Here is a 23201-nt window from a genome sequence, read left to right on the forward strand (position 1 = left end):
ATTAAAGAAGCTCCAACAATCGGGCAGATATTAACTCTGTATCTTCAACGGATCTGCAAATGATTAATATCGTATCATCTCCGCAAATAGTCCCTAATACTTCAGCCCAGTCCAATTTATCCAACAATGCTCCTATCGATTGAGCATTTCCGGGCATTGTTTTTAGGACGATAAAATGGCTGGTTGAATCAATTTTTACAAATGAGTCAATAAGAGCCCGTTTCAATTTGGAAAGCGGATTAAATCGATGATCTGACGGAAGGCTATATTTATAAGCTCCTTTGCTGGTTGGAACTTTTACTAAATGGAGTTCCTTAATATCTCTTGATACCGTTGCCTGTGTGACATTAAACCCTTCATTTCTCAGAATTTCCACAAGTTCATCCTGCGTTTCAATTTCTTCATTTGTGATGATTTCCCTAATTTTTATATGCCTTTGACCTTTTGTCATCTTTGCCTCCTGATTGCTATTCCTCTTATTATGTCCATGTTAACGGATAATGGTTAAAAAGTATATCTCTATATAAAAAGGAATAATAGAAAACCTATTATTCCATAACGTCCGTTTTTTTTTGTTTTAAGCTCATATGGGCTTCCTTCACTACGGTAGATATCATTTCGTCGCTTAAATCAACACCGCCTGACTCAGGTCCTTCCCAAGAAAGATGAAGCAAAAATTCAATATTTCCATCTCCTCCTGTAATCGGAGAAAATGAAATCCCCTTGCACTGATATCCTTCGTTACTGGAAAAAGCGGATATTTCTTTAATCACTGAGGCATGAACCTCAGGATCTCTAACTATCCCCTTTTTTCCGACCAATTCTCGCCCGGCTTCAAATTGAGGCTTGATCAAGGCAATACAGTCGCTGTTTTCTGTTAAGATCTTTTTTAATACAGGCAGGATAAGCTTCAAGGAGATAAAAGAAACATCAATCGTTGCAAATTCAGGCATCCCGGAATGAAATTCCTCCGGAGTTGAGTAGCGAAAATTTGTCCTTTCCATGACGACGACACGCTCATCCTGCCTTAGCTTCCAGGCAAGCTGATTATAGCCGACATCCACAGCATAAGATAATTTTGCTCCATTTTGCAAAGCACAATCGGTAAACCCGCCTGTGGATGAGCCAATATCAATGATGATTTTATCTTTAACGTTTACTTGAAAAAGCGATAACGCTTTTTCAAGCTTAAGTCCTCCCCTGCTGACGTATTTTAAAGGATTTCCTTTTATAGTGAGGGGGGAGCTTCGGTCTATTTTTTCTCCAGGCTTGTCTAATCTCGTTTCGTTCGAAAATACAACTCCTGCCATAATAGCTCGTTTTGCTTTTTCTCGAGTTTCGATAAGCCCTCGTTCTACTAATAAAACATCCAATCGTTCTTTTTTGCCGGTCATGATCCAATTCCTTTTCGATGATTCGCGAAGGTAAGCCGGCGAATTCGATGCACGATCTGATCAACCGTTAATCCGACTTCCTCCAATAGCTTTGGCACGCTTCCGTGTTCGATGAAACGATCTGGAATCCCCATACGGTCAATTAACGGATGACGACTCGATTCATCATAGGCAAATTCAAGCACGGCGCTTCCAAAACCTCCTTGAAGAACCGCCTCCTCTATTGTCAGAATCGGCAGACCGTCTGAAAGGATTTTTTTGAGCATCTTTTCATCTAACGGCTTGATGAAACGTGCATTCACAACCCGCACAGATCGGCCTTCTTTTTGCAGCTCCTCAGCAGCTTTTAAAGCCATCTGAATCGTCGTGCCAAACGTTAAGATGACAGCGTCCGTTCCAGGCCGGAGCACTTCCCATGTTCCAATCGGAATCGTTTTTAATTCAGAATCGAGTTTTACGCCTATTCCATTGCCTCTCGGGTAACGCATAGCAATCGGTCCATCGTTATATTGTATCGCAGTATTGACCATATGCTGGCCTTCATTTTCATCCTTCGGCATCATTAGCACCATATTTGGCAGATGACGCATGAACGCTATGTCAAATACACCTTGGTGGGTTTCTCCATCTGCCCCAACAAGTCCGGCTCGATCGATACCGATAAAAACATTGAGGTTTTGTCTGCATATATCGTGGACAACTTGATCGTATGCCCGCTGCAAAAACGTAGAATAAATCGCAAGAAACGGCTTCATGTTTTGTGTTGCAAGTCCGGCCGCCATAGTGGTCGCGTGCTGTTCGGCAATTCCGACGTCAAACATCCGATCAGGGAACTCGCTTGCAAAACCTTCGAGCTTCGAACCTACAGGCATCGCAGGGGTAATTGCTACAATCCGGTCATCCTTTCTGGCTAGCTTTCGCACCGTTTCACTTACGAGAGCACTCCATGCAGGTGCAGCTGCCTTCGGCTTGACGAAATCGCCTGTATCCATTTTATAAGGACCCGGACCATGCCAAGTTCCGATTGTATCCGTTTCAGCCGGTTTATAGCCTTTTCCTTTTTTCGTAATGACGTGAAGAAGTACCGGTCCATTCGTTTTTTTGGCAGCTTGCAGATTGCTGAATAATTCTTCATAAGAATGCCCATCTACAGGTCCATAATAAGTGAAACCAAGCTCTTCAAAAAACATGCCGGAAACAAGCAGATACTTCAAGCTGTCTTTCACTCGTTCAGCAGTAGAAGCAAGCTTGCCTCCTACAGCAGGAATCCGTTTTAGCAGATATTCCAATTCATCCTTCACCCATTGATATTTTCCGGCAGTGCGAAGACGGCTTAGCATTGTATGAATGGCACCAACGTTTGGAGCTATGCTCATTTCATTGTCATTCAGGATCACGATCATATCTTTCTGTTCATGGCCAATGTGATTTAACGCTTCTAGAGCCATTCCGCCGGTTAAAGCGCCATCTCCGATAATTGGCACGATAAACTCCTTGGTACCTTTCAGATCCCGTGCTGCAGCCATACCCATTGCACCTGACAAAGAAGTGGAGCTATGGCCTGTTTCCCACACATCATGCTCACTTTCGTCTCGTTTCGGAAAGCCGCATAGTCCTTTATATTGGCGGATCGTATCAAAGTCTTTTCCTCTTCCAGTCAAAAGCTTGTGGACATAAGATTGGTGGCCGACATCCCAAAGAAATTTATCAGTTGGGCTGTTAAATTCTTTATGAAGAGCGACAGTTAGCTCCACGACACCTAAATTCGGTCCGATATGCCCTCCTGACACCGATAATGTTTCAATTAAAAAAGAACGAATGTCAGCACTAAGTTCGTATAGATCATCAATGGATAGTTTTTTTAAAAATGCCGGGTCTTTTATTGATAATAGATCCAACTGGATCAACTCACTTTCAGCTTAATTTCTCAGCAGTCTGTTACCTAATTCATTTATCTTATGCTATACAATTCAACGATAATCAGATTAAGATATTGGAAACAACTATAGAGGACTTTAGCTAATATGTCATACTGTAAACGTCCCCATATTTTAACTCCGTACATTTTATCACACTATCCCTTAACTCTCAATTCACGTTCTTGTTAATGATCCCTGTTCCCAATTAATTCACACAGTTCGGTTAACAATTCTTTTTCGAGAGAAAGCTCATATAAAAGCCCTTTAGCCGATTGGATATGATCATTTAGCTTTTCCTTTGCTCCCGTGAGAGTAAGCATTGAAGGATAGGTAGTTTTTTCATTGGCTGTATCAGAACCGATTCGTTTTCCTATTTTATCTTCCGAGCCTTCAAGATCCAAAATATCATCGCGGATTTGAAAAGCAATCCCGATATGAAATCCGAATTGACGAAGCCTTTCGATTTCCACATTTGGGGCATCGGATAAAATGGCTCCAGCTACGATACTAAAGCTTAAAAGCTTAGCTGTTTTCATCGCATGAATCGCCTCAAGCTCAGCAGGAGTTACTTTCTTTCCTTCGGCTTCCATATCCGCAACCTGCCCCCCTACCATTCCTTCAGCACCGATGGCAGCAGAAAGCTCTTTGATAAGGGCAATCCGCTTTTCTGCGGAAACCATATCAAGTGTCGCAATCACTCGAAAGGCTTCAGTTAATAAACCATCGCCGGCGAGAACAGCAGCAGCTTCGCCAAACACCTTATGATTTGTCGGCTTTCCCCTTCTTAAATCATCATCATCCATGCAAGGAAGATCATCATGGATAAGGGAGTACGTATGAATCATTTCGACTGCGCATCCGATCGGCAATCCTTGTTCTTCATTTTTTCCATACGCATGAAGCAATGCAAGAACAAGAATCGGACGCAGCCTTTTTCCTCCCGCCTCTAATGAATAAAGCATCGATTCCTTTAATATGGGTGGTGCATTTAATTGTTTTACATAAATCGGGAGATGGTGTTCGATTGTTTCTTTTCTCGTCCGAAGAAATTCCTGTAAATTAACTGCCACCTTTTTCATCCTCCTGTACATGAAAAGGTGCAAGCTCACCATCTTCCTTTAAAATGGAATCCATTTGTTTTTCGACCGTTTGCAGCTTGGTATGGCAAAGCTTCGACAGGGTCATGCCTTCCTGAAAATACTCGATCGCCTTTTCTAAGGGAACATCACCTTCTTCAAGCTTACCTACAATTTCCTCAAGCTCCTTCATTGCTTGCTCAAACGTTTTTTCCGAACTGTTTTTATCATTCGTCGCCACTCTTGACTTCCTCCTCTTTCCCTAAGACCTCACAAAGAAGGTTTCCATCGTTCATTTTTATCTTCAACCTGTCATGCAATTGGACGTTCTGCACGCTCTTTGCTATTTCCTCATCTTTATATACTAGGCTATAGCCCCTTTGCATTATGTGAAGCGGACTTAAAACCTGTAGTTTTCCTAAAACAGATTGGAACTGAGAACTGTTCTCCCTAATCACAGAAGACATCGCTCGTTTCAACGTGGCTGTCTTTTCCAGATATGCTTTTTCTGCTTGGTCCAGACGGTGTTTAGGATGATGGGACGACAGTCTATAGGATTCCCGTTCCAGCTTCATTTTTTTCCTATCAAGCAAGTCAGCTGCTTTTTTTTGCAAACGGTCAAACATGAGATCGAACTGCTGCTCCTTTTGTTCAAAAAGCCTTTTCGGATATTTAAAAGCATAAGAGGATTGCAAAGAGTGCAGGATTTCCTTTTCCCTTTTTACTTTTTGCTGGACGTCTTTTAACAACGTCGTCCGAAGCATTCCTATTCGTTCCATTAACTCAGTCGTATGCGGTACCGCAAGCTCTGCAGCACCGGTAGGCGTCGGGGCCCGAAGATCCGCAACAAAATCGCTGATCGTATAATCAGTTTCATGCCCTACGGCAGAGATGACTGGAATCTCAGAAGAAAAAATCTCCCTAGCCACAATTTCTTCATTAAATGCCCATAGCTCCTCGATGGATCCGCCGCCTCTTCCGACAATTAATACGTCACACAGCTTCGCGGCATTCGCCTTTTGGATATGGCCCGCAATCGACTGACCAGCATTTACGCCTTGCACCAAAGCAGGATAAAGGATTGTTTTTGCGAGAGGATATCTCCTTTTAATCGTGATGAGGATATCTCTTATGGCTGCACCGGTAGGAGATGTTATGATTCCTATAGTGGCGGGAAATCGTGGAATTGGCTTTTTGTGGCTTTCATCGAAAAGACCCTCTTTTGCAAGTTTATTTTTTAGTTCTTCGTATGCAAGATAAAGGGCTCCGATCCCGTCTGGCTGAATTTCTTTCGCATATAGCTGATAGTTCCCGCTCGGCTCGTATACTGAGATTCCCCCTCTGACGAGCACCTTCATACCTGATTCTGGCGTAAAGCTTAAGTCTTTATTTTGTCTCGCAAACATCACTGACTGTATACGGGCGTTCTCATCTTTCAACGTAAAATAAATGTGCCCGCGGCTATGGATTTTCACATTTGAGAGCTCGCCTTTAATCCAGATATTTTCAAGATGGGGATCTACATCAAACTTTCTTTTAATATATTTTGTCAATGCAGTGACTGTGACGTAAGCAGGTTCACTCAATAGCAGACACCCCCCTCTACTTAAGGAGCAGTCCATCTGCCGCCTGAACAGATGGACTGCATCGTATTACATTCTGTTCTTTGCTGATTTTACTGTATTATGGGCAAGCATCGTAATTGTCATTGGACCAACTCCCCCTGGTACAGGAGTAATATAGGATGCTTTTTCTTTCGCTGCTTCAAAATCTACATCTCCGACAAGCTTGCCTGAATCCAAGCGATTGACACCAACATCAATTACAATCGCGCCTTCTTTGATTTGATCAGCAGTCAGAAAATGCGCTTTGCCGACTGCTACAATCAATATATCTGCTTTTCTTGTATGGGCTCCAATGTCTTTTGTTCTGGAGTGGCAGAATGTAACCGTCGCATTTTCATTTAATAGAAGCTGACCGACCGGTTTTCCAACGATGTTGCTCCGCCCGATGACGACAACTTCCTTGCCAGATAAATCCGTGTTGGTTTTTTTTAACAATTCTACAATCCCTGCAGGAGTGCATGGCAAAAACGTCTCTTCTCCGAGAAGCATTTTTCCGATATTTAACGGATGGAAGCCATCGACATCCTTTTCAGTAGAAATACGTTCGATAACCGCCTTTTCAGATATATGTTTAGGGAGTGGCAGTTGAACAAGTATGCCGTGAAAACTGTCATCTTGATTGTACTGGTCGATTAAAGAGAGCAGCTTGTCCTCTTCAATCGTATCTTCCAAATGATCAAGCTTAAAATGCATACCCATTGTCTCTGCAGCTTTCTTTTTTCCTCTAACGTAAGAAAGAGAGGCCGGATCATCGCCGATTAAAATGACGACAAGACCTGGAGTTACTCCTTTTTCTTTTAGCCGGCTAACTTCTTCAGCCAGCTGCTGGCGCATTTCCTTTGCCGCTTCTTTTCCGTCAATAATTGTTGCAGTCATTGTGCTTTCCTCCTACTGGATTTATAGTTCTGAATGAATACTGGATAGAACACCGTTAATAAATTTGGCAGACTTGTCATCGCCAAATGATTTCGCAAGTTCAATGGCTTCATTTATCGTTACGTTGGCCGGTATATCTTCTTGATACAGCAATTCATAAACAGCTGTTCTAAGAATCACACGGTCTACATTTGCAATTCTGTCAAGCTTCCAGTTCACGAGATGCTTTGAAATCAAACGGTCTATCTCCGTTTGATTAGTTACTACACCGTGAACAAGGTTTTCAAAAAAAGCATCGCTTTCTGCACCATCCAATGCATGTATCATTGCATCTTCGGATTCAATATCGCTCAGGTCGATTTGAAATAATGCTTGTAATGCCTTTTCTCTGGCCAATCTTCTTTTCATTTCATTTCTCCTTTGATAATGCCTATCTTGTCCCATTCCATGCGATCATACAGAGATCATACCATATTTTTTTCAGCACCGCATGGAAAGATCGAACGGCATTAAACGTAAAAGCTATTATCGAAAATGTGGTAAACCAGCTTTTTACAGCCTCAGATCAACCAGCAAATAAAGAACCAAAGGGACAGACACCCCTTTGGTTTCCTTACACTTCCTGGTCTATTTCCGTTTCGCTCGTTTTGTTGTCAAATTGGATACCCACCACATGAATGTTGATTTCCTTGATGGCAAGTGCTGTCATATTTAAAAGCGCTTGTCTTATGTTATCCTGTACGGCATTCGCTACTTTAGGGATAGATACTCCAAAGATCATGACACAATACACTTCAATAATAATCCCATCTTCAGTTAAATCAACCTTTACTCCTTTGCGATGGTTCTTCTTTCCGAAGCGCTCAGCAACTCCGGCTGCGAAATTACCGCGCATTTCAGCTACTCCTTCAACCTCATAGGCGGCAATTCCGGCAATGACCTCAATCACTTCAGGAGCGATTTCCACTTTACCAAGTTGATTTTCTTCATCATTCATTTCTAACAAATTATTTTCTTTCAAGGTCTTCACCTCCGAAAATATTTCATTGATTGCCCATCACGTCATAGGTTTCTAAAAACTTGGTATTAAAGGCTCCGCTGACAAAAGTTTCATGCTCCAATAATCGTAAGTGGAACGGGATGGTTGTATGGATGCCCTCAATGACAAATTCGCTTAATGCGCGCTTCATTCTAGCAATCGCTTCTTCTCTCGTCCTGCCATACGTAATGACCTTTGCGATCATACTGTCATAATAAGGCGGAATGCTGTAACCAGGATATGCAGCTGAATCAACACGTACGCCAAAACCGCCTGGAGGCAGATACATTTTAATCTGACCTGCTGAAGGCATAAAATTTTTCTCCGGGTTTTCAGCATTAATCCTGCATTCGATTGACCAGCCATTAAAGGTGACTTCAGATTGCGAAATACCGAGCTTTTCGCCGGAAGCAACAGCAATTTGTTCTTTTATCAAGTCCACACCTGTGACTTGTTCCGTAACGGGATGTTCTACTTGAATCCGGGTGTTCATTTCCATAAAGTAGAATTTTCGCTCATTGTAATCGTAGATGAATTCAACCGTTCCTGCACCTGAGTAGTTAACCGCTTGGGCAGCTTTTACCGCAGCTGCTCCCATCTGCTCCCTGGTTTCTTCATTTAAAGCAGGTGATGGAGTCTCTTCCAGAAGCTTTTGAAGCCTTCTTTGAATAGAGCAGTCGCGTTCGCCAAGATGAATCGTATTCCCGTAGTTATCGGCGAGAACCTGAATCTCAACATGTCTGAAATCCTCTATGTATTTTTCAAGATATACTCCTGGATTTCCGAACGCAGTAGCCGCTTCCTGCCTTGTAATCTTAATCCCATTAATCAGCTCTTCTTCGGTGCGGGCAATACGTATTCCTTTACCTCCCCCGCCTGCAGTTGCCTTTATAATAACAGGATACCCAATTTCACCTGCAATCGAAACCGCTTCTGCCTCATCTTTTATTATTCCTGTTGAACCAGGTACAATAGGAACGCCAGCTTCTTTCATCGTTTCCCTTGCGACGTCTTTAGTTCCCATCTTGTTAATCGCTTCTGCGGATGGACCGACAAATATGACGTTGCATTCTTCACAAAGCTCGGCAAAATCGGCATTCTCAGCTAAAAATCCATATCCTGGATGTATAGCATCTGTACCCGTCAGCTTTGCAACACTTACTATATTCGTAGGGTTTAAATAGCTGTCCTTCGAAGCAGTAGGTCCGATGCAGAATGATTCATCCGCCATTTGAACATGAAGCGCATCGTTATCCGCTTCGGAATAAACAGCAACGGTTTCAATCCCTAATTCTCTGCACGCACGAATAATTCGTACAGCAATTTCTCCTCGATTGGCAATTAATAGCTTCTTTATCATCTGACTTCTCCTTACTCTGCTTTTACAAGAAATAACGGCTGTCCGTATTCCACCAATTGGCCATTTTCAACTAAAATGTCAACAATTTCTCCTTTGACATCAGCTGTTATTTCATTAAATAGTTTCATCGCTTCAACAATACATACAATGCTCTCTTCTTCAACCTTGGATCCTTTACTCACATATGCATCGGATTCCGGATTGGAAGACGTATAAAAGGTTCCTACCATTGGAGATTTGATTTGGTGCAGGTTTTCATTTGTCTCTTTCGCTTCATTATTCACAGGTGCCTCTTGCGGGGCAGCTTGTGCTTCAGGATTGGTTTGCTGCGGGACAGGCGCATGCGTAACAGGTGCCGGAGCAGCAGTCTGGATCACTTCTGCGCCCTTTTTCCTTAGCTTTATCTTCGAACCTTCGATTTCATACGAAAATTCATCAATTGAAGATTTATCAATTAATTTTATTAATTCGCGTATTTCTTCTATTTTCAGCATTATTACAGCACTCCTTGGATTTTCCAGTCATTTTATAGTCTAGTACTAAAAGTACATACTATTATTATCTTACAGGAGAGATTATCCGAATTCAACTTCCATTAAAAAAACTCCGTGTCTTGAAAACGGAGTTCTCTTTTCCTTACTTTTCCGGTTCAAATGCGACATTTACATTCCCATCTTGTCCTGTTTCCTTTTGGACAAGGTCAACGATCTTTATTACGGCTGTTTTTGAATGTTCTTTGGCTCTTACAGTCACATTCACATCATTACCGGATGCAACAACAAAGGCATCACCGTATCCTTCCGTTTTTATTAATGTTTCAAGTGTTTCTTCCGTTATTTCTTCATCATCCAATTTCTTCATCATATCGACTGCTTCACTTTTTTCTTCTGCAGTTGCTTCATCGCTCATCGCTATTTCATTATAATCTTCTTTTTGCTTGCTTCGTTTGTCTTGTAGACTCAAGCGAAAGTTTGTAAACGCATCGTCACTTGCCTCAGTCGTAACCTCTGCACCTTCTTCACTATCCTCTTTAGACGTATCCTTGCCTTCTTTTCCTTCTTTACCTTCCTCTTCTTTCATAGGTTCTTCTTCGGTTGTTTCTTTTTGTTCATCAGTTGTTCCTTTTTCTTCTGTGTCTTGTACGTCGCCTTTATCTTCAGCCGGAGCCTTTTCCTCCATAGCCTGTTTTCCTTCTTCGACATTATCTACTGGAGCAGACAAATTATCATCTGGAGACATAATATAATAAACACTTAATACGACGACAAGACTAAGCATGGTTAACAGCCAAACCGTTTGTTTCTTTAACATCATTTATGAATCCTCCTTCATTTTTTTCGGTGCCACCTGCACTCTGTGGCTGGGAACATCCAGCACCCGAGTGACAGCATCAATGACTGTCTTCTTTATTTGAACGTTGTCCACTCCTTGAGCAACAACGAGAACACCCCTTATTTCAGGTTTTTTTGTTTGGACAACTACCGGAATTTCTTCATCGCCCTTTTTAATCATGACAATCTGTTCGTCCGCTGATTGATCTGTCACGACTCTTTTTCCGCCTTCTTTATCAGTTTCTTCTGTTGTTTGGGTTTGATTTTTTTTGTTTTTTTCATAAACTTTTAATGAGGTAGCATCGACATTGACCATGATCGAGACATCTTCTACGCCAATGACCGTTTCCAAAATCTCTTTCATTTCATTTTCATATTCTTGTTCATAGTCTTCAATTGTTTGATTCGTCTCATTTCCCTTGTCTGGTTTAAATACTTCTTTTTCCGCAGGCTTAGTATCTGATGATGCACTGGGTAGCATTGAGGATGCTTCTTGCTGTGACCCTTCTGGAGAAGAGAACATTTGATTCATGAGCATAAAGGAAATGCCGAGAATAAAAGCGATCAGGAGATAATGGTATTTTGTTAGCTTGGCCTTCTCTTCGTTTTTAGTTCGATTTGGAAAAAAAAGATGTTTGATCCGCTCGCTCCAATTCGGCTTATCCATCTTTCTTCACCTCTCCTCCTTCCAGAATGACGGTTACCTTCCCAGGATCCACTTCCCACGTTTCTGCGAGTTGATTTTTCATTGCTTCTGCTTCTTTTTTTTGAAAAGGGCTGATGCGGTTTTCGTTTCCTCCAATTTCGACTGGTGCAACTGACGGAATTGTTTCTTCTTCTGTCTCTTTTGTTAAATGAACGATAATTTGTTTAACATCTTCTGCGGAATTCAATTGGCTGCTTGTTTCAATATCTAGCTTTTCAATTGTGTAATTGCTTTCTATAAGGGGCTTTTTTGCTTCATTCTTTAATTGGACAGCCATTTGTTCTAAAATATATGCACGTGAGGCAGCTTGTATTTCTTTTTTTTCATCATTCAGCTGATTTTTTATATTTTCGGATTGAGCTTGTCCACCAGCTGTCAATTCATCGTATATTTTTTCAGGATCGGCATGAAATATAGAAAAAATCGGCTGCAGCAAGACAAGGATCAATAAAAGGCTGATAATCATCTTTACATATTTTTGCATCACGGAATTTGGAAGAAGCAGATCGATCACGATTGCAAGCAGAATAAATACAATGATATTGGTTAGCCACTCTGTTAAAAAGCTCAATTTCCAGCCCTCCTACCTGACCATCATTGTTAAATTTCCCGCAGTAATGATGACCGTTATGCATAAGAAAAACATGAGAGATACGATGGCGAGCGCCGCAAAAATATAGATCACACTTCTTGAGATTATATCCAGGCATGAAATCACCGGCCCCCCGCCAAGCGGCTGCAATATCGCGGCTGCGACTTTATAAATCAAAGCGAGGGAAAGGACTTTTATTGCAGGAAACGCAGCGATGACTACGAGAATGGCAACACCAATAATGCCGACTGTATTCTTTAATAAAACAGAAGCACTGACAACAGTGTCCGTCGCGTCAGTGAACATCCTTCCTAAAACCGGAATAAAATTCCCGGTAATAAACTTTGCTGTTCGCAAGGTAATGCCATCCGCAACTGCCGCAGAAGCCCCTTGAACGGAAATCACACCCAAGAAAACGGTGAGGAAAATGGCAAGTGATCCAATCGCGATATTTCGAAGCAGCTGAGCGAGCTGAGTGACTTTGTACTGATCGGTCATCGTACTGACAATGCTCAGGATAGCCGAAAGAAAAATCAAAGGAAGTATAATATGCTGAATAAACATCCCGCTCGTATTCATTAAAAACAGAATGACTGGATGAAAAAATGTCGCGGATGCGATTCCTCCTGAAGAAGCCATAAGCGCGAGCAATAGAGGAATAATAGCAAGAATGAACCCTGTCATCGACTCAATTGCCTGATTTGCATAGGTGATAGCGACGTGAAAGCTGTTTAACGCCAAAATAATTAAAACCATATATACGATGGCGTAAGCGACTTTGCTGACAGCACTTTGCTGAAAAGCATTTTGCAGCAGCTGAAGCAGCACACTAAAAATCGTTAGGAGGATTAAGGTTCCCAGCAACTTTCCATTTGCAATAACCTCGTGAAACAAATAAGCAAACAGTGCTTTACCCCATTCTCCCGGAGAAAATTTCTTATCCCCATTCACAAATTCGAGCAGGCTCCCTTTTTGGCTTTCGGGTAAAAATCCGCCGTACTCTGTTAATATCATGTTCCAGTACTCCCCAACGGAATCGAGATCCAAGGATTCTGATTGTTTCTTAGCAATCGCTTCGGCTGATGGCTCTTCTGCCGCCGTATCCTCTTCTTCGGGGGAATCCTTGTCCAACTCACTGCTTCCGGAGCCTTGTTCTGCATGAACTATCGGATCGAACGAAAACAGAAAGAGTGAGCTTAGTATACAAATGAAAATCAAGCATTTCTTCATACTTGTCCCCTACTCCCGGTTTAAAATGCAGGAATGAGCCCGATAACGGTTTCAATGATGACAGTCAAAATTGGTATCGCCATTGTCAAAATCAATATTTTTCCGCCAAGCTCAATCTTTGATGCGATTGCGCCTTGGCCGGCATCCTTCGTCAGCTGTGCGCCGAATTCGGCAATATAGGCGATGCCAATAATTTTTAGAATCGTTTCCATATACATCATATTGACATTTGCATTCACCGCGATTTTCTCAATCATTCGAATGAGCTCGTAAATTTGATCAACAAGATATAAAAAAATGGCGCATCCGGTAAAAACAACTATCATAAAGGCAAATGTCGGCTTTTGCTCTTTTACAATCAACGAAAGAAAGGTGGCAATCAGACCTAGCCCAACTATTTGGATGATTTCAATAGGGATGACCCCCTTAGCCCTGGAATAAAAATACGGCTCTTATCGTTCGAAACAGATCGTCCACAATCGAAGCCACCATAAACAGAATATAGATGAAACCGAGCAGCGTGACCCACTGTGCATATTCTTTTTTTCCCATCTGATCGAGTATGGTATGAAGGAATGCAACAACAATCCCTACCCCTGCAATTTGAAAAATGATATTTACATCAATCCCCATAAATATGCTTGCTCCTCCCGCATCTTACATCAAAATTAAAATTAGCAACAATCCCGTAAGAAACCCCAAGCTTCGCACCATTTTTTCATATTTTCCTTGGACTATGCCTGCTTCTTTTTCTTCGGCTTCAAGATGAGTGAGCGTCAGCCGAATATGCTTTTGCTGAGATTCTCTATCATGCAGGCCCAAAGTTTCGCCAAATTGCTTCAAAACCTCTATCTCACTTTGTTTTAAGGATGTCTTGTGTTTAATGCAGGCAAGACTTTCTTCCCATGCCTTGCTTGCCGTGTCTTCCCCCTTCATCAATCGATCTGAAAATCCGGCAAAAAGAGTTGAAACCGGGTCCGGTGTCTGGGTCGCTATTCGGGCAGAAGCTATATTTAATGGAGAGAAGCCGTACATGATTTCTGCTTCCAATGACTGGAGTGCGTACATTAACTGGCGGATTTGCTTTGTCCTTTCACTGTACGTTTTTGAATATTCATATCCCATCCATGTGGTCGATAAGACGATAAACACTGCTCCTATGAGCTTTAGCATGTCCATACACCAGGTGAGCTGGCCAGCGGCTTACCTTCCTGATTTAGTATTGAAACAACCGAACCGGGTCCGCGCTTTCTTGAAAGCTCTACAAATCGATCAAATACTCTGTTTTCCCATAATATTTTTAACGAAGGCCTCTTGATTAAATCTTGAAGGGAAAATCCATGGGCCGATACGATAATAGACACACCGGCGTGCATTGCTTCAAGAATAGCTCTCGAATCTTCAACTCTTCCAATTTCATCTATGATAATGACGTCCGGGCTCATTGAACGGATCATCATCATCAGCCCTTCCGCTTTCGGACAGGCATCTAAAACGTCCAGCCTGTTTCCGAATGTATGCTGGGGAACCCCGCTGACACACCCTGCAATTTCCGACCTCTCATCAACAATGCCGACCTTTTTAGCAGGAATCTGTCTCCTACCGGTGCTGATCAGCCTCGCTAAATCCCTGAGCAGCGTGGTTTTTCCAGTTTGCGGAGGACCTATGATCAATGTATTTAACCAGCCATTTTCAAACAAATCATTGACATAGCGTTCGGAAATCCCGAGCTTTTGCCTTGCAACACGGATGTTGAAAGAAGATATATCCCGCAATCCCTTCACGTGTCCTCCTTCTACGACGACTCTTCCTGCTAGTCCGACCCGATGCCCTCCCCGAAGTGTCACATATCCTTTTTTCAGTTCTTCCTCCAACGTATACATACTGTAATTGCTGAGTCTGCCAATGATCATTGAAGCATCCTTGATCGTTGACACATATTTTAAAAAGTACGGATCGCCATTAGAAACCAATTCAACCGGTTGATTTGACCGTATTCTGATTTCCTCGATCGCATTCAACTTGGCTTCGGGCAATTCGTTCAATTCATTTATGATGTGTTCAGGGAGTATCTCTAGTATTTCTTTCATTAGATGCCTCCTTATTTTAATAACATATGATGCCGGACACGAAATATGCCAAGCTTAATCGGCACTAGGTTATTTATAAATACCGGCAAGAATAAACAGGACGCCAATTCCTATTAATATCAGCTTTGCATAGGAAAGCTGTTCTGAGAGCTGATAGATTCCAATGCTCATTGTCACAATGAAAATCAAAGGCCCGATAATTGCAAGCATACTGTTTATGACAACCGCCTTGCGCACATCATTGACGACCAGCATACAAAGAGCAGCAGTTAATTCGATTACGGAAGAAATCACTCGCAGTACAGCCATAGAAAGAACGGTCTGATCAACTTGTCCAAGAAATAATTTTTTCATATCTACCTCCGTTTTTACTATAATCTATGCGTGTAATCGGAAAAGTAGTCTTCCTTCTTCTCTTTCAGAAACAAAGTCAAAAAAAGCCGGCTTAGCGACGAAAACGTCACTAAGCCGGCTTGGCAGGATAGCGATATTAAAATTATGCTCTTGAAACGTATGAACCGTCAGATGTGTTCACAACCAACTTATCACCTTGATTCACAAAGAATGGAACGTTGACGACAAGGCCAGTTTCTGTTGTTGCAGGCTTTGTGCCTCCTGAAGCCGTATCGCCTTTGATACCCGGTTCCGTTTCTACGACTTCAAGCTCAACCGTATTCGGCAGCTCAACTCCAAGAGTTTCACTTTCATACATCACGATTTGGACAGACATATTTTCCAGCAGAAATTTTAGCTCATATTCAATTTGCGTAGCATTAAGCTCGATTTGTTCGTAGCTCGTCGTATCCATAAATACGTGCTGGTCTGCATTTGCATATAAGTATTGCATCGTTTTTGTTTCGATTTGTGCTCTTGCTACTTTTTCTCCGGCACGAAAAGTTTTTTCCTGGATTGATCCCGTGCGGAGGTTTCGAAGCTTAGAACGGACAAAAGCCGCTCCTTTTCCCGGTTTAACGTGCTGGAAATCTACGACTCTCCAGATGCCTCCATCAACCTCTATCGTTAAACCTGTGCGAAAATCATTTACTGAAATCATTAATTATCCTCCTATATCGCTTTACATCTCTTATAAAATGATTAATTCTTTCGGGGAATGAATTAAGGACGTGTTCCCGTCTTCCGTCAATACAATATCATCTTCGATACGGACCCCGCCGAGACCGGAAAGATAAATGCCCGGTTCAACTGTGACGACCATTCCCTTTTCAAGCTCCCATTCTGACTTTATCGAAAGGGCTGGATTCTCATGGACCTCCATCCCGAGACCGTGGCCTGTAGAATGCCCAAAGTACTCTCCGTATCCCTTCTCAGCTATGATACTCCTTGCTAATGCATCTGCCTCTTTTCCGGAGATGCCCGGTTTTATATGCTTCCTGGCATGCAATTGGGCTTCCAAGACAACCTGATAAATTTCTTTCAGCTTATCTGAAGGCTTCCCAACGCTTACTGTTCTTGTAATATCTGAACAATAGCCCTTATAGTAAGCACCATAATCCAATGTTACAAAATCACCTGGTTCAATGATCTTATCACTGGCTACTCCGTGAGGAAGGGCTGACCTCGCTCCTGAAGCAACTATCGTGTCAAATGAAGACTCAGATGCTCCAAGCTTTCTCATATAAAATTCAAGCTCATTAGCAACTGAAAGCTCGGAAATTCCCGGCTTAATAAAGGTCAAAATGTGGCTGAATGCTTCGTCTGCAATCTTGGCAGCTTCCTCTAATATCTTAATCTCTTCAGGTGTCTTAATCAAGCGCAATTTCTCTACCGTTTGGGAGGTAGGAACAAAATTTGCATCAGGATATTGTTTTAAATATGCTGCATATGTACCATACGTCATTTTGTCTTGTTCGAAACCGATTGATTTGATCCCCATATCCTTCATCGTTTCAACAGCTTTTTTTGTCAGATTGCCCTTATGCTCAATAATTTCAAACCCGTCAATTTGCTCATTCGCTTGATCCATGTACCTGAAATCGGTAATAAAGGCAGCCCGGTCCTTAGAAACGACAGCTAATCCTGATGAACCTGTAAAGCCTGTCATATAACGAAGGTTGACAGCGCTTGTAATCAATATACCATCAATGTTCCAATCGTTAAAAATACTTCTTAGCTTCTTTACTTTTCCCATCAATCTTTTCCCCCCCAGTTCTCAGTTAAGTATGATAATGCGAGCTTGTAGCTGTCAAAACCAAATCCCGATATTTGCCCCTTGCAGACAGCTGCTAATACTGACTGATGCCTGAACTCTTCTCTTTGATGGATATTAGTAATATGTACTTCAATAACAGGAAGACTGGACCCTGCAATGGCATCCCGAATTGCATAGCTGTAGTGAGTAAAAGCCCCTGCGTTTAAAACCACGCCAGCGTAATGCTTTTCCGCTTCGTGAAGGGAATCAATGATATCCCCTTCATGATTGGATTGAAAAAAGGTGACTTCAAAGTTTTTCTCTTCAGCGAATCGAAACAATCCGTGCTCCAAATCGTCCAACGTCTGGTTCCCATACTTATCAGGTTCCCTTTTTCCGAGCTGATTTAAATTCGGTCCATTAATGACTAAAAAATGAGCCAACCTTTTTCTCTCCTTATATATAAAATAAAATGTCCACTTCTGTGAACATTTTATCATACTAAACTTTGTAAGAACACTATTCCGAAGATTGTCCAAGCGCCCGTTTCAGCTTCTCGGAATTGAGCTCGTTATAGTCAAACGAAATGGAGTACCCGACAAATAAACCGAAGAGAAGATATAAACAAAAGGAAGAGATGAGCGTCTCGCTTTTCAGCTCATTAATTGAAGCGAGTTCCGGAAAGAGTGGATTAAAGAGAAAAAACACGATCGCCCATAGCATTACACCGTAAATTAATCCCGCCCACATGCCTTTAATTCTTCGAAAAAATAAATAGTAAAGGAGTGCGGCACCAATCCCTAAAACCCCAATAATAATGATGCTGATGAAGGTACCCATCAGCTTGTTTTTCCAATCCCCAAGGATAAAAGGCTGCAGCAGCATATTCGGGCTGATCTCTGAAAAACGAAAAAGGGAAAAGAGATAACCAATCAAACTCAATCCTGCTCCGCCAATAAAACCTGTCAATACAACTCGGCCGAGAATGAGGTTTGGCTTCCCCCTCTGATCCTTCTCACGATTTATTGATACAGCTTTTTTTTCTTCATGATCCATGTATAACACCTCCAAAAGTAGCATGCCCTCAAACATGAGCTTTCATGATTTTTTTGTAGGATGATGTGTAAAAATTTCTGATCAGGGTACACTAAAAAAAGTACCAAAAATTATAAGGTATCAATCTAGAGGTTTCAAACCATTTCCTGTAGAATATACTCATAAGAAACACTATAAATATTCTAAATAGGTAGGTTGATGTCTAATGGCAAAAACTAACAAAAAACCTGCTTACGGCGGTCAAGCAGTCATCGAAGGAGTTATGTTTGGCGGCAGACATCACTATGTTACCGCTGTGCGCAGAACGGATCAGAGCATTGATTATTTCAAGCTCCCACGCAAGTCCAGCTCATCACTTACCGCTTTACGGCGAATTCCATTTATTCGAGGAATCGCAGCCATCATCGAAGCGAGTGCAAATGGGACGAAACACCTAAATTTTTCATCGGAAAGATATGAAGTTCATCCCGATGAGGATCAGAAAATAAATGAAGAAGAAAAAAGCTCAAAGCTTACAATGATTTTTGGCCTGGCTGTACTAGGAGTGCTATCCTTTTTATTCAGCAAATTTATTTTCGTTTTAGTTCCAGCCGCTTTGGCACATCTGACAAAGCCTATTTTTTCTTCAGATTTCTCGCAGGTTATGGTGGAATCTTTTTTGAAGTTGATGCTTTTGCTCGGCTACATTTATGTTGTCTCTATGACACCGCTCATTAAACGAGTTTTCCAATATCATGGGGCAGAGCATAAAGTCATAAACTGTTACGAGAAAAACCTCCCGATAACTGTTGAGAACGTGCAAAAGCAATCCAGGCTGCATTACAGATGCGGCAGCAGCTTTATTCTCTTCACTGTTATCGTGGGGATGTTCGTTTACCTGCTTGTTCCGACAGACCCTCTTTGGATTCGTTTACTGAGCAGGATTGCCCTGATTCCGGTCGTACTTGGAATCTCTTTTGAAGTTTTGCAGTTAACGAATAAGGTTCGGGAAGTACCTGTATTAAAGTTCCTCGGATATCCAGGACTTTGGCTGCAATTGCTCACGACAAAAGAACCTTCGGACGATCAGGTTGAAGTCGCAATCGCGAGTTTTAACGAGCTTCTTCGGATGGAAGAAGAGACAGATGCGTATAAAAAGGACATTGTGATTTAGGAAATAAGGTGCTGATTAATTAGGGAGGTGGATGAAAATGAATCGACTTATACAGCCGATTATCGGGGTTATTATTGGTTTGGGAGCGATTGGCATTATTTATTCATTGGTTACTAGTCCGGGACAGTTTGCCTGGTCGCTCTTCTATATAGCAATCGGAGCATGTATTCTGTTTTTTGTGTTGCGATATTTCTTGACTGGCCGAATGGGAACAGACGGTGCAGCTTATAAGAAAGCTGCTAAGCAATCAGCCAGGCGTTTTCAAGATAAAAAACCGAAACGATCAGCCAAAAATCGTCACTCTCACTTAAGAAGCATTCCTAATCCAAATGCAAAACCGCTTGTGATTCGCAAGAAAAGCAAAACGCAGCTCACCGTGATCGAAGGCAAGAAGAACAAAAAGAAAAAGAGAGCTTTATTTTAATAGCTCCATTGTTTTAAAAAGGTCTCTGTTTTCAATTTTCCAAGCTCAATAAGCGCTTCTTTTTTCTCATCTGTCATTGAAAAATCGGTAGCCATTACGTGATCTGCCGGAATAAAAATAATGTTTTTTTCATGTCTGGATGCGATATGCCTTGCATCATGGGCATCTCTCATCGTTTCAAAAAGAGCACCGAATAACTCAAATGCATGTTTGATTGAGTTTTTTGGTCGCTCTTTTTCATTTGCTGTTAAAGTCACCCCAATGACCGGCCTTTTTTTATGCTTAGAAAAAAGCCATATAGGAAAATTGCTCAGAACCCCGCCATCTACAACAATACTTTGCCCTTGATTCGACTGCAGTTTTACAGGTTCAAAGAAATAAGGAAGGCTGCAGCTCATCCGTATAGCCCGTGCCACTGAAAAGCTATCTGGATTTAATCCGTATGACGGCAGGTCATCCGGCAAAACCATTAGTTTTCCGTTAGTTAAATCGGAAGCAATCACTCTTAACGAATGTGGCCTTAAATCTGAAAATACAGTAACCCCTTTGTTCTTAAGCTTGACACTTAACCAGTTTTCAAATGTATCCCCTTTATATAAGCCAAGACGCCAATAGATTGATATCCATCGAAGCGCTTTAAATGGCAAGTATGGGAAAGGCTGATCCAATAAGATGTCATTATTCAATTCTTTCAGAAGCGCGATCATCTCTTTACTCGTATAGCCCGCAGCAATAAAAGCTGCGACCATTGAACCTGCACTTGTCCCCGCCACTCGAACGAAGCGAAACCCTTCGTTTTCAAGCACTTTATATGCGCCTGCTAACGCAATTCCTTTAGCTCCTCCACCAGAAAAAACGCCATCTATATACATACATGGCCCTCCCCTTTTCTTCTCCTACAATCATTTTAGGAAGGTTAAGATCAAAATAGACCAGAAAGAAAAGAGGCAAAAAGTTAAAAGAATTATAAAAAGCATGCTCATTTAAGAACATGCTTACTGGTTTTCTTGCTCGTTATTTTTCTGAACCGTTATTAATTGTTCAACTCTCTCACGGTCTTCTTCGAAATATTGGACCAAATCACCAATTCGATCGATACTGTTCCAGCTGAGATGATGTTCAATTCCTTCAACATCATGGTAGATCTTCTCTTCGTCTACACCAATGATTCGTAAAAACTGTTCTAGCAATTCATGTCTATAAACAAGCCGTTTTCCTATTTTATTGCCTTTAGGCGTAAGAACGAGGCCGCGATATTTTTCGTATACAAGATACTCATCTTTATCTAGTTTTTGAACCATTTTTGTAACAGAGGAGGGATGCACTTTCAAAGCTTCTGCTATGTCTGAAACCCGCGCATAGCCTTTTTCTTCAATTAAGATATAAATTTGTTCTATGTAATCTTCCATACTAACTGTCGGCATATTACCCCTCCATTAAGCATCGCCTGCGGTAAGAAATCATTACAAGTGTACACTATAGGTACTTAAAAAACAAGAAAATGCGATAAAGTGATCATTCATTCAGTGAGGGTTTTTATTAATCATCATACAATAGGTCACCCTCTTTCATTTTCAAGGTGACCTAATTGCGTGATAAACCTAATGGGGCTTATCTTTTGTAGTTCCATTTATCTGTTGAATATTTATCTGCTGCAATTTTTAATACTTCTTTTTCTTCTTTCTCATTCAGTTCATAAGGCTCCAGTGTCACATTCAACCCTTTTTCAAAGCCAGTTTTGAAGGCTTTCCTCGCGTCTTCGATAGTAACAGGATTTTCGATTAGCTCGTTAATGGCGACTGCTTTCTTTTTAAAGCTTTTTTGCATTCTTTCCTTTACACGCTCATTCGGGTACAAAAACAAATCAAACAGCTTATCTTCATCAAGATCAAGCAGAATCGATCCATGCTGAAGGATGACGCCCTTTTGCCTTGTTTGTGCGCTTCCTGCCACTTTTCTTCCTTCAACGACCAGCTCGTACCATGAAGGAGCGTCAAAGCAAACAGAGCTCCTTGGATTTTTCAGCTCTGCTTTTTCTTTGTCAGATCGCGGAATTGCAAAATAAGCATCAAGCCCAAGCTCACGAAATCCTTGCAGAATCCCTTCGGAAATCACCCGGTATGCTTCAGTAACGGTGGTTGGCATTTCAGGATGATCCTCTGGGACAATCACACTGTACGTGAGCTCTTGGTCATGGAGCACGCCTCTTCCTCCCGTTGGCCTTCTGACAAAACCAAGATTGTGATCTTTCACAGCATCAAAATTAATTTCCTTATGTATGTTTTGAAAATAACCAACAGAAAGCGTTGGCGGATTCCATCCGTAAAAGCGAATCGTAGGCGGAATCAGTTTTTGGCTGTTCCAATTTAATAGCGCTTCATCAAGAGCCATATTATAAGCGGGTGATTGAAAACCCGAGTCAATAAATCTCCATGTTTCTTTTTCCATTGTTTCCCCTTCTTTTTAACAGACTACTTTAAGTCTATCAAATTCTCGAGCGAAACTAAAATAATTTCAACCTTTACTGGTGACAATTGTTTTATGCTTTACTATAATAGAAGTTGTCTATCTTATCTATTTTCTATAATAGGCTAAAAGCGTGTAATAAAAGGAGTATGAAACAAGCATGAATTATCTCATCCTCATCATTCTTTGTGCGGCAATTATTATTTACTCTGTCGTTACATATATTTATCAACAACGAATCATGAAAACCCTAACAGAAGAAGAATTCCGCGCAGGCTACAGGAAAGCCCAGCTGATCGACGTGCGCGAGCCGAAGGAATACGAAGGCGGACATATTCTCGGTGCAAGAAACATTCCATTATCACAGCTTAAACACAGAAAAGCAGAAATCAGACCTGACAAGCCCGTCTACATTTACTGTCAAAACAATGTCAGGAGCGGACGTGCAGCTCAAACCTTACGTAAAAACGGCTGTAGAGAAATATACAACCTTAAAGGCGGTTTTAAGCAATGGAATGGGAAAATTAAGAAAAAGGGTTGATTTTTTGAGAGTGGCTTTGTTCCCACTCTCTTTTTTGTAGTTCTCCGTAAATCATCCATTTACTCTCTTTAGTTGTACAATTCTCTCTCGGATTGGTGCAATTCTCTCACTGGTCGGTGCATTTATTCCGATAAAATTGTTTCAAATCCGCATTCCCTTAAAATGTATCTCCTA

At 41.5% G+C, this 23201-nt stretch carries 30 protein-coding genes; 3 read left to right on the plus strand and 27 right to left on the minus strand.

The annotated features are described in order from the left end of the window. Position 1: 1 nt before the first annotated feature. The 24 genes from ahrC to AM592_RS08225 all read right to left on the minus strand — a co-directional run bounded on the left by ahrC (position 2) and on the right by AM592_RS08225 (position 18443). The gene (ahrC, locus tag AM592_RS08110) at positions 2 to 451 is read right to left on the minus strand and encodes a transcriptional regulator AhrC/ArgR (protein ID WP_053603325.1); all 450 of its coding nucleotides are present in this window, start codon (positions 449 to 451) and stop codon (positions 2 to 4) included. Positions 452 to 548: 97 nt separating this feature from the next. After that, positions 549 to 1394, minus strand: a complete 846-nt coding sequence (locus tag AM592_RS08115) for a TlyA family RNA methyltransferase (protein WP_053603326.1) — start codon at positions 1392 to 1394, stop codon at positions 549 to 551. After that, entirely contained in the window at positions 1391 to 3292 is a 1902-nt protein-coding gene (gene dxs / locus AM592_RS08120; RefSeq protein ID WP_053603327.1) for a 1-deoxy-D-xylulose-5-phosphate synthase, read from the minus strand. The genes AM592_RS08115 and dxs overlap by 4 nt, the downstream gene beginning before the upstream one ends. Positions 3293 to 3498: 206 nt before the next feature. Continuing rightward, a complete protein-coding gene (locus AM592_RS08125; protein ID WP_376773337.1) occupies positions 3499 to 4383 on the minus strand; it encodes a polyprenyl synthetase family protein in 885 nt (294 codons plus the stop codon). Beyond that, a complete protein-coding gene (locus AM592_RS08130) occupies positions 4373 to 4630 on the minus strand; it encodes an exodeoxyribonuclease VII small subunit (protein WP_225970344.1) in 258 nt (85 codons plus the stop codon). Before AM592_RS08130 ends, AM592_RS08125 begins: the two co-directional genes overlap by 11 nt. Further along, positions 4617 to 5975, minus strand: coding sequence for an exodeoxyribonuclease VII large subunit (gene xseA / locus AM592_RS08135; protein ID WP_053603329.1), 1359 nt, complete (start codon positions 5973 to 5975; stop codon positions 4617 to 4619). Before xseA ends, AM592_RS08130 begins: the two co-directional genes overlap by 14 nt. Before the next feature lie 66 nt (positions 5976 to 6041). Next, positions 6042 to 6890 (minus strand): bifunctional methylenetetrahydrofolate dehydrogenase/methenyltetrahydrofolate cyclohydrolase FolD, encoded by an 849-nt coding sequence (folD, locus tag AM592_RS08140; RefSeq protein WP_053603330.1) that lies wholly within the window; start codon positions 6888 to 6890, stop codon positions 6042 to 6044. Positions 6891 to 6911: 21 nt separating this feature from the next. Beyond that, a complete protein-coding gene (gene nusB / locus AM592_RS08145) occupies positions 6912 to 7298 on the minus strand; it encodes a transcription antitermination factor NusB (RefSeq protein ID WP_053603331.1) in 387 nt (128 codons plus the stop codon). A 205-nt stretch (positions 7299 to 7503) separates the two neighbouring features. Further along, on the minus strand, positions 7504 to 7911 hold the full coding sequence (locus AM592_RS08150) for an Asp23/Gls24 family envelope stress response protein (protein ID WP_053603332.1): 408 nt from the start codon (positions 7909 to 7911) through the stop codon (positions 7504 to 7506). A 22-nt stretch (positions 7912 to 7933) separates the two neighbouring features. After that, positions 7934 to 9289, minus strand: coding sequence for an acetyl-CoA carboxylase biotin carboxylase subunit (gene accC, locus AM592_RS08155; RefSeq protein ID WP_053603333.1), 1356 nt, complete (start codon positions 9287 to 9289; stop codon positions 7934 to 7936). An 11-nt stretch (positions 9290 to 9300) separates the two neighbouring features. Continuing rightward, positions 9301 to 9783 (minus strand): acetyl-CoA carboxylase biotin carboxyl carrier protein, encoded by a 483-nt coding sequence (gene accB / locus AM592_RS08160; RefSeq protein WP_053603334.1) that lies wholly within the window; start codon positions 9781 to 9783, stop codon positions 9301 to 9303. A 142-nt stretch (positions 9784 to 9925) separates the two neighbouring features. After that, a complete protein-coding gene (locus AM592_RS08165) occupies positions 9926 to 10600 on the minus strand; it encodes a SpoIIIAH-like family protein (protein WP_053606037.1) in 675 nt (224 codons plus the stop codon). 3 nt (positions 10601 to 10603) lie between these two features. After that, positions 10604 to 11287, minus strand: coding sequence for a stage III sporulation protein AG (spoIIIAG, locus tag AM592_RS08170; RefSeq protein WP_053603335.1), 684 nt, complete (start codon positions 11285 to 11287; stop codon positions 10604 to 10606). After that, positions 11280 to 11897 (minus strand): stage III sporulation protein AF, encoded by a 618-nt coding sequence (gene spoIIIAF, locus AM592_RS08175; protein WP_053603336.1) that lies wholly within the window; start codon positions 11895 to 11897, stop codon positions 11280 to 11282. The genes spoIIIAG and spoIIIAF overlap by 8 nt, the downstream gene beginning before the upstream one ends. Before the next feature lie 12 nt (positions 11898 to 11909). Beyond that, on the minus strand, positions 11910 to 13148 hold the full coding sequence (gene spoIIIAE / locus AM592_RS08180; protein ID WP_053603337.1) for a stage III sporulation protein AE: 1239 nt from the start codon (positions 13146 to 13148) through the stop codon (positions 11910 to 11912). 20 nt (positions 13149 to 13168) lie between these two features. Beyond that, entirely contained in the window at positions 13169 to 13567 is a 399-nt protein-coding gene (spoIIIAD, locus tag AM592_RS08185; protein WP_082363862.1) for a stage III sporulation protein AD, read from the minus strand. A gap of 7 nt (positions 13568 to 13574) precedes the next feature. Next, entirely contained in the window at positions 13575 to 13781 is a 207-nt protein-coding gene (gene spoIIIAC, locus AM592_RS08190; RefSeq protein WP_053603339.1) for a stage III sporulation protein AC, read from the minus strand. 24 nt (positions 13782 to 13805) lie between these two features. Continuing rightward, entirely contained in the window at positions 13806 to 14321 is a 516-nt protein-coding gene (gene spoIIIAB / locus AM592_RS08195; protein ID WP_053603340.1) for a stage III sporulation protein SpoIIIAB, read from the minus strand. Beyond that, the gene (gene spoIIIAA / locus AM592_RS08200) at positions 14315 to 15238 is read right to left on the minus strand and encodes a stage III sporulation protein AA (protein WP_053603341.1); all 924 of its coding nucleotides are present in this window, start codon (positions 15236 to 15238) and stop codon (positions 14315 to 14317) included. The genes spoIIIAB and spoIIIAA overlap by 7 nt, the downstream gene beginning before the upstream one ends. Before the next feature lie 69 nt (positions 15239 to 15307). Continuing rightward, complete coding sequence (locus tag AM592_RS08205) at positions 15308 to 15592, minus strand: YqhV family protein (RefSeq protein ID WP_053603342.1); 285 nt, start codon at positions 15590 to 15592, stop codon at positions 15308 to 15310. A 142-nt stretch (positions 15593 to 15734) separates the two neighbouring features. Beyond that, the gene (efp, locus tag AM592_RS08210) at positions 15735 to 16292 is read right to left on the minus strand and encodes an elongation factor P (protein ID WP_053603343.1); all 558 of its coding nucleotides are present in this window, start codon (positions 16290 to 16292) and stop codon (positions 15735 to 15737) included. 30 nt (positions 16293 to 16322) lie between these two features. Continuing rightward, positions 16323 to 17387 (minus strand): M24 family metallopeptidase, encoded by a 1065-nt coding sequence (locus tag AM592_RS08215; protein ID WP_053603344.1) that lies wholly within the window; start codon positions 17385 to 17387, stop codon positions 16323 to 16325. Beyond that, positions 17387 to 17830, minus strand: coding sequence for a type II 3-dehydroquinate dehydratase (gene aroQ, locus AM592_RS08220; RefSeq protein WP_053603345.1), 444 nt, complete (start codon positions 17828 to 17830; stop codon positions 17387 to 17389). The genes AM592_RS08215 and aroQ overlap by 1 nt, the downstream gene beginning before the upstream one ends. Positions 17831 to 17906: 76 nt before the next feature. After that, positions 17907 to 18443, minus strand: a complete 537-nt coding sequence (locus tag AM592_RS08225; protein ID WP_053603346.1) for a YqhR family membrane protein — start codon at positions 18441 to 18443, stop codon at positions 17907 to 17909. A 205-nt stretch (positions 18444 to 18648) separates the two neighbouring features. On the opposite strand from AM592_RS08225, the gene AM592_RS08230 reads away from it, so the two are divergent. Together AM592_RS08230 and AM592_RS08235 are read left to right on the plus strand one after the other, a co-directional pair. After that, complete coding sequence (locus AM592_RS08230) at positions 18649 to 19596, plus strand: DUF1385 domain-containing protein (protein WP_053603347.1); 948 nt, start codon at positions 18649 to 18651, stop codon at positions 19594 to 19596. 37 nt (positions 19597 to 19633) lie between these two features. Beyond that, entirely contained in the window at positions 19634 to 20020 is a 387-nt protein-coding gene (locus AM592_RS08235; RefSeq protein WP_053603348.1) for an SA1362 family protein, read from the plus strand. Here the strand turns inward: AM592_RS08235 and AM592_RS08240 are convergent. The 3 genes from AM592_RS08240 to AM592_RS08250 all read right to left on the minus strand — a co-directional run bounded on the left by AM592_RS08240 (position 20017) and on the right by AM592_RS08250 (position 22468). Next, a complete protein-coding gene (locus AM592_RS08240; RefSeq protein WP_053603349.1) occupies positions 20017 to 20892 on the minus strand; it encodes a patatin-like phospholipase family protein in 876 nt (291 codons plus the stop codon). The genes AM592_RS08235 and AM592_RS08240 overlap by 4 nt on opposite strands. 123 nt (positions 20893 to 21015) lie before the next feature. Further along, a complete protein-coding gene (mntR, locus tag AM592_RS08245; RefSeq protein ID WP_053603350.1) occupies positions 21016 to 21444 on the minus strand; it encodes a transcriptional regulator MntR in 429 nt (142 codons plus the stop codon). A 187-nt stretch (positions 21445 to 21631) separates the two neighbouring features. Then, positions 21632 to 22468, minus strand: coding sequence for a lipoate--protein ligase family protein (locus AM592_RS08250; RefSeq protein ID WP_053603351.1), 837 nt, complete (start codon positions 22466 to 22468; stop codon positions 21632 to 21634). Between the two features lie 178 nt (positions 22469 to 22646). Between AM592_RS08250 and AM592_RS08255 the strand changes: the two genes are divergently transcribed. Continuing rightward, a complete protein-coding gene (locus tag AM592_RS08255; RefSeq protein WP_053603352.1) occupies positions 22647 to 23027 on the plus strand; it encodes a rhodanese-like domain-containing protein in 381 nt (126 codons plus the stop codon). The last annotated feature ends 174 nt before the right edge of the window (positions 23028 to 23201 follow it).

The sequence above is a fragment of the Bacillus gobiensis genome (genome assembly GCF_001278705.1).
Classification (GTDB): Bacteria; Bacillota; Bacilli; order Bacillales; family Bacillaceae; genus Bacillus; species Bacillus gobiensis.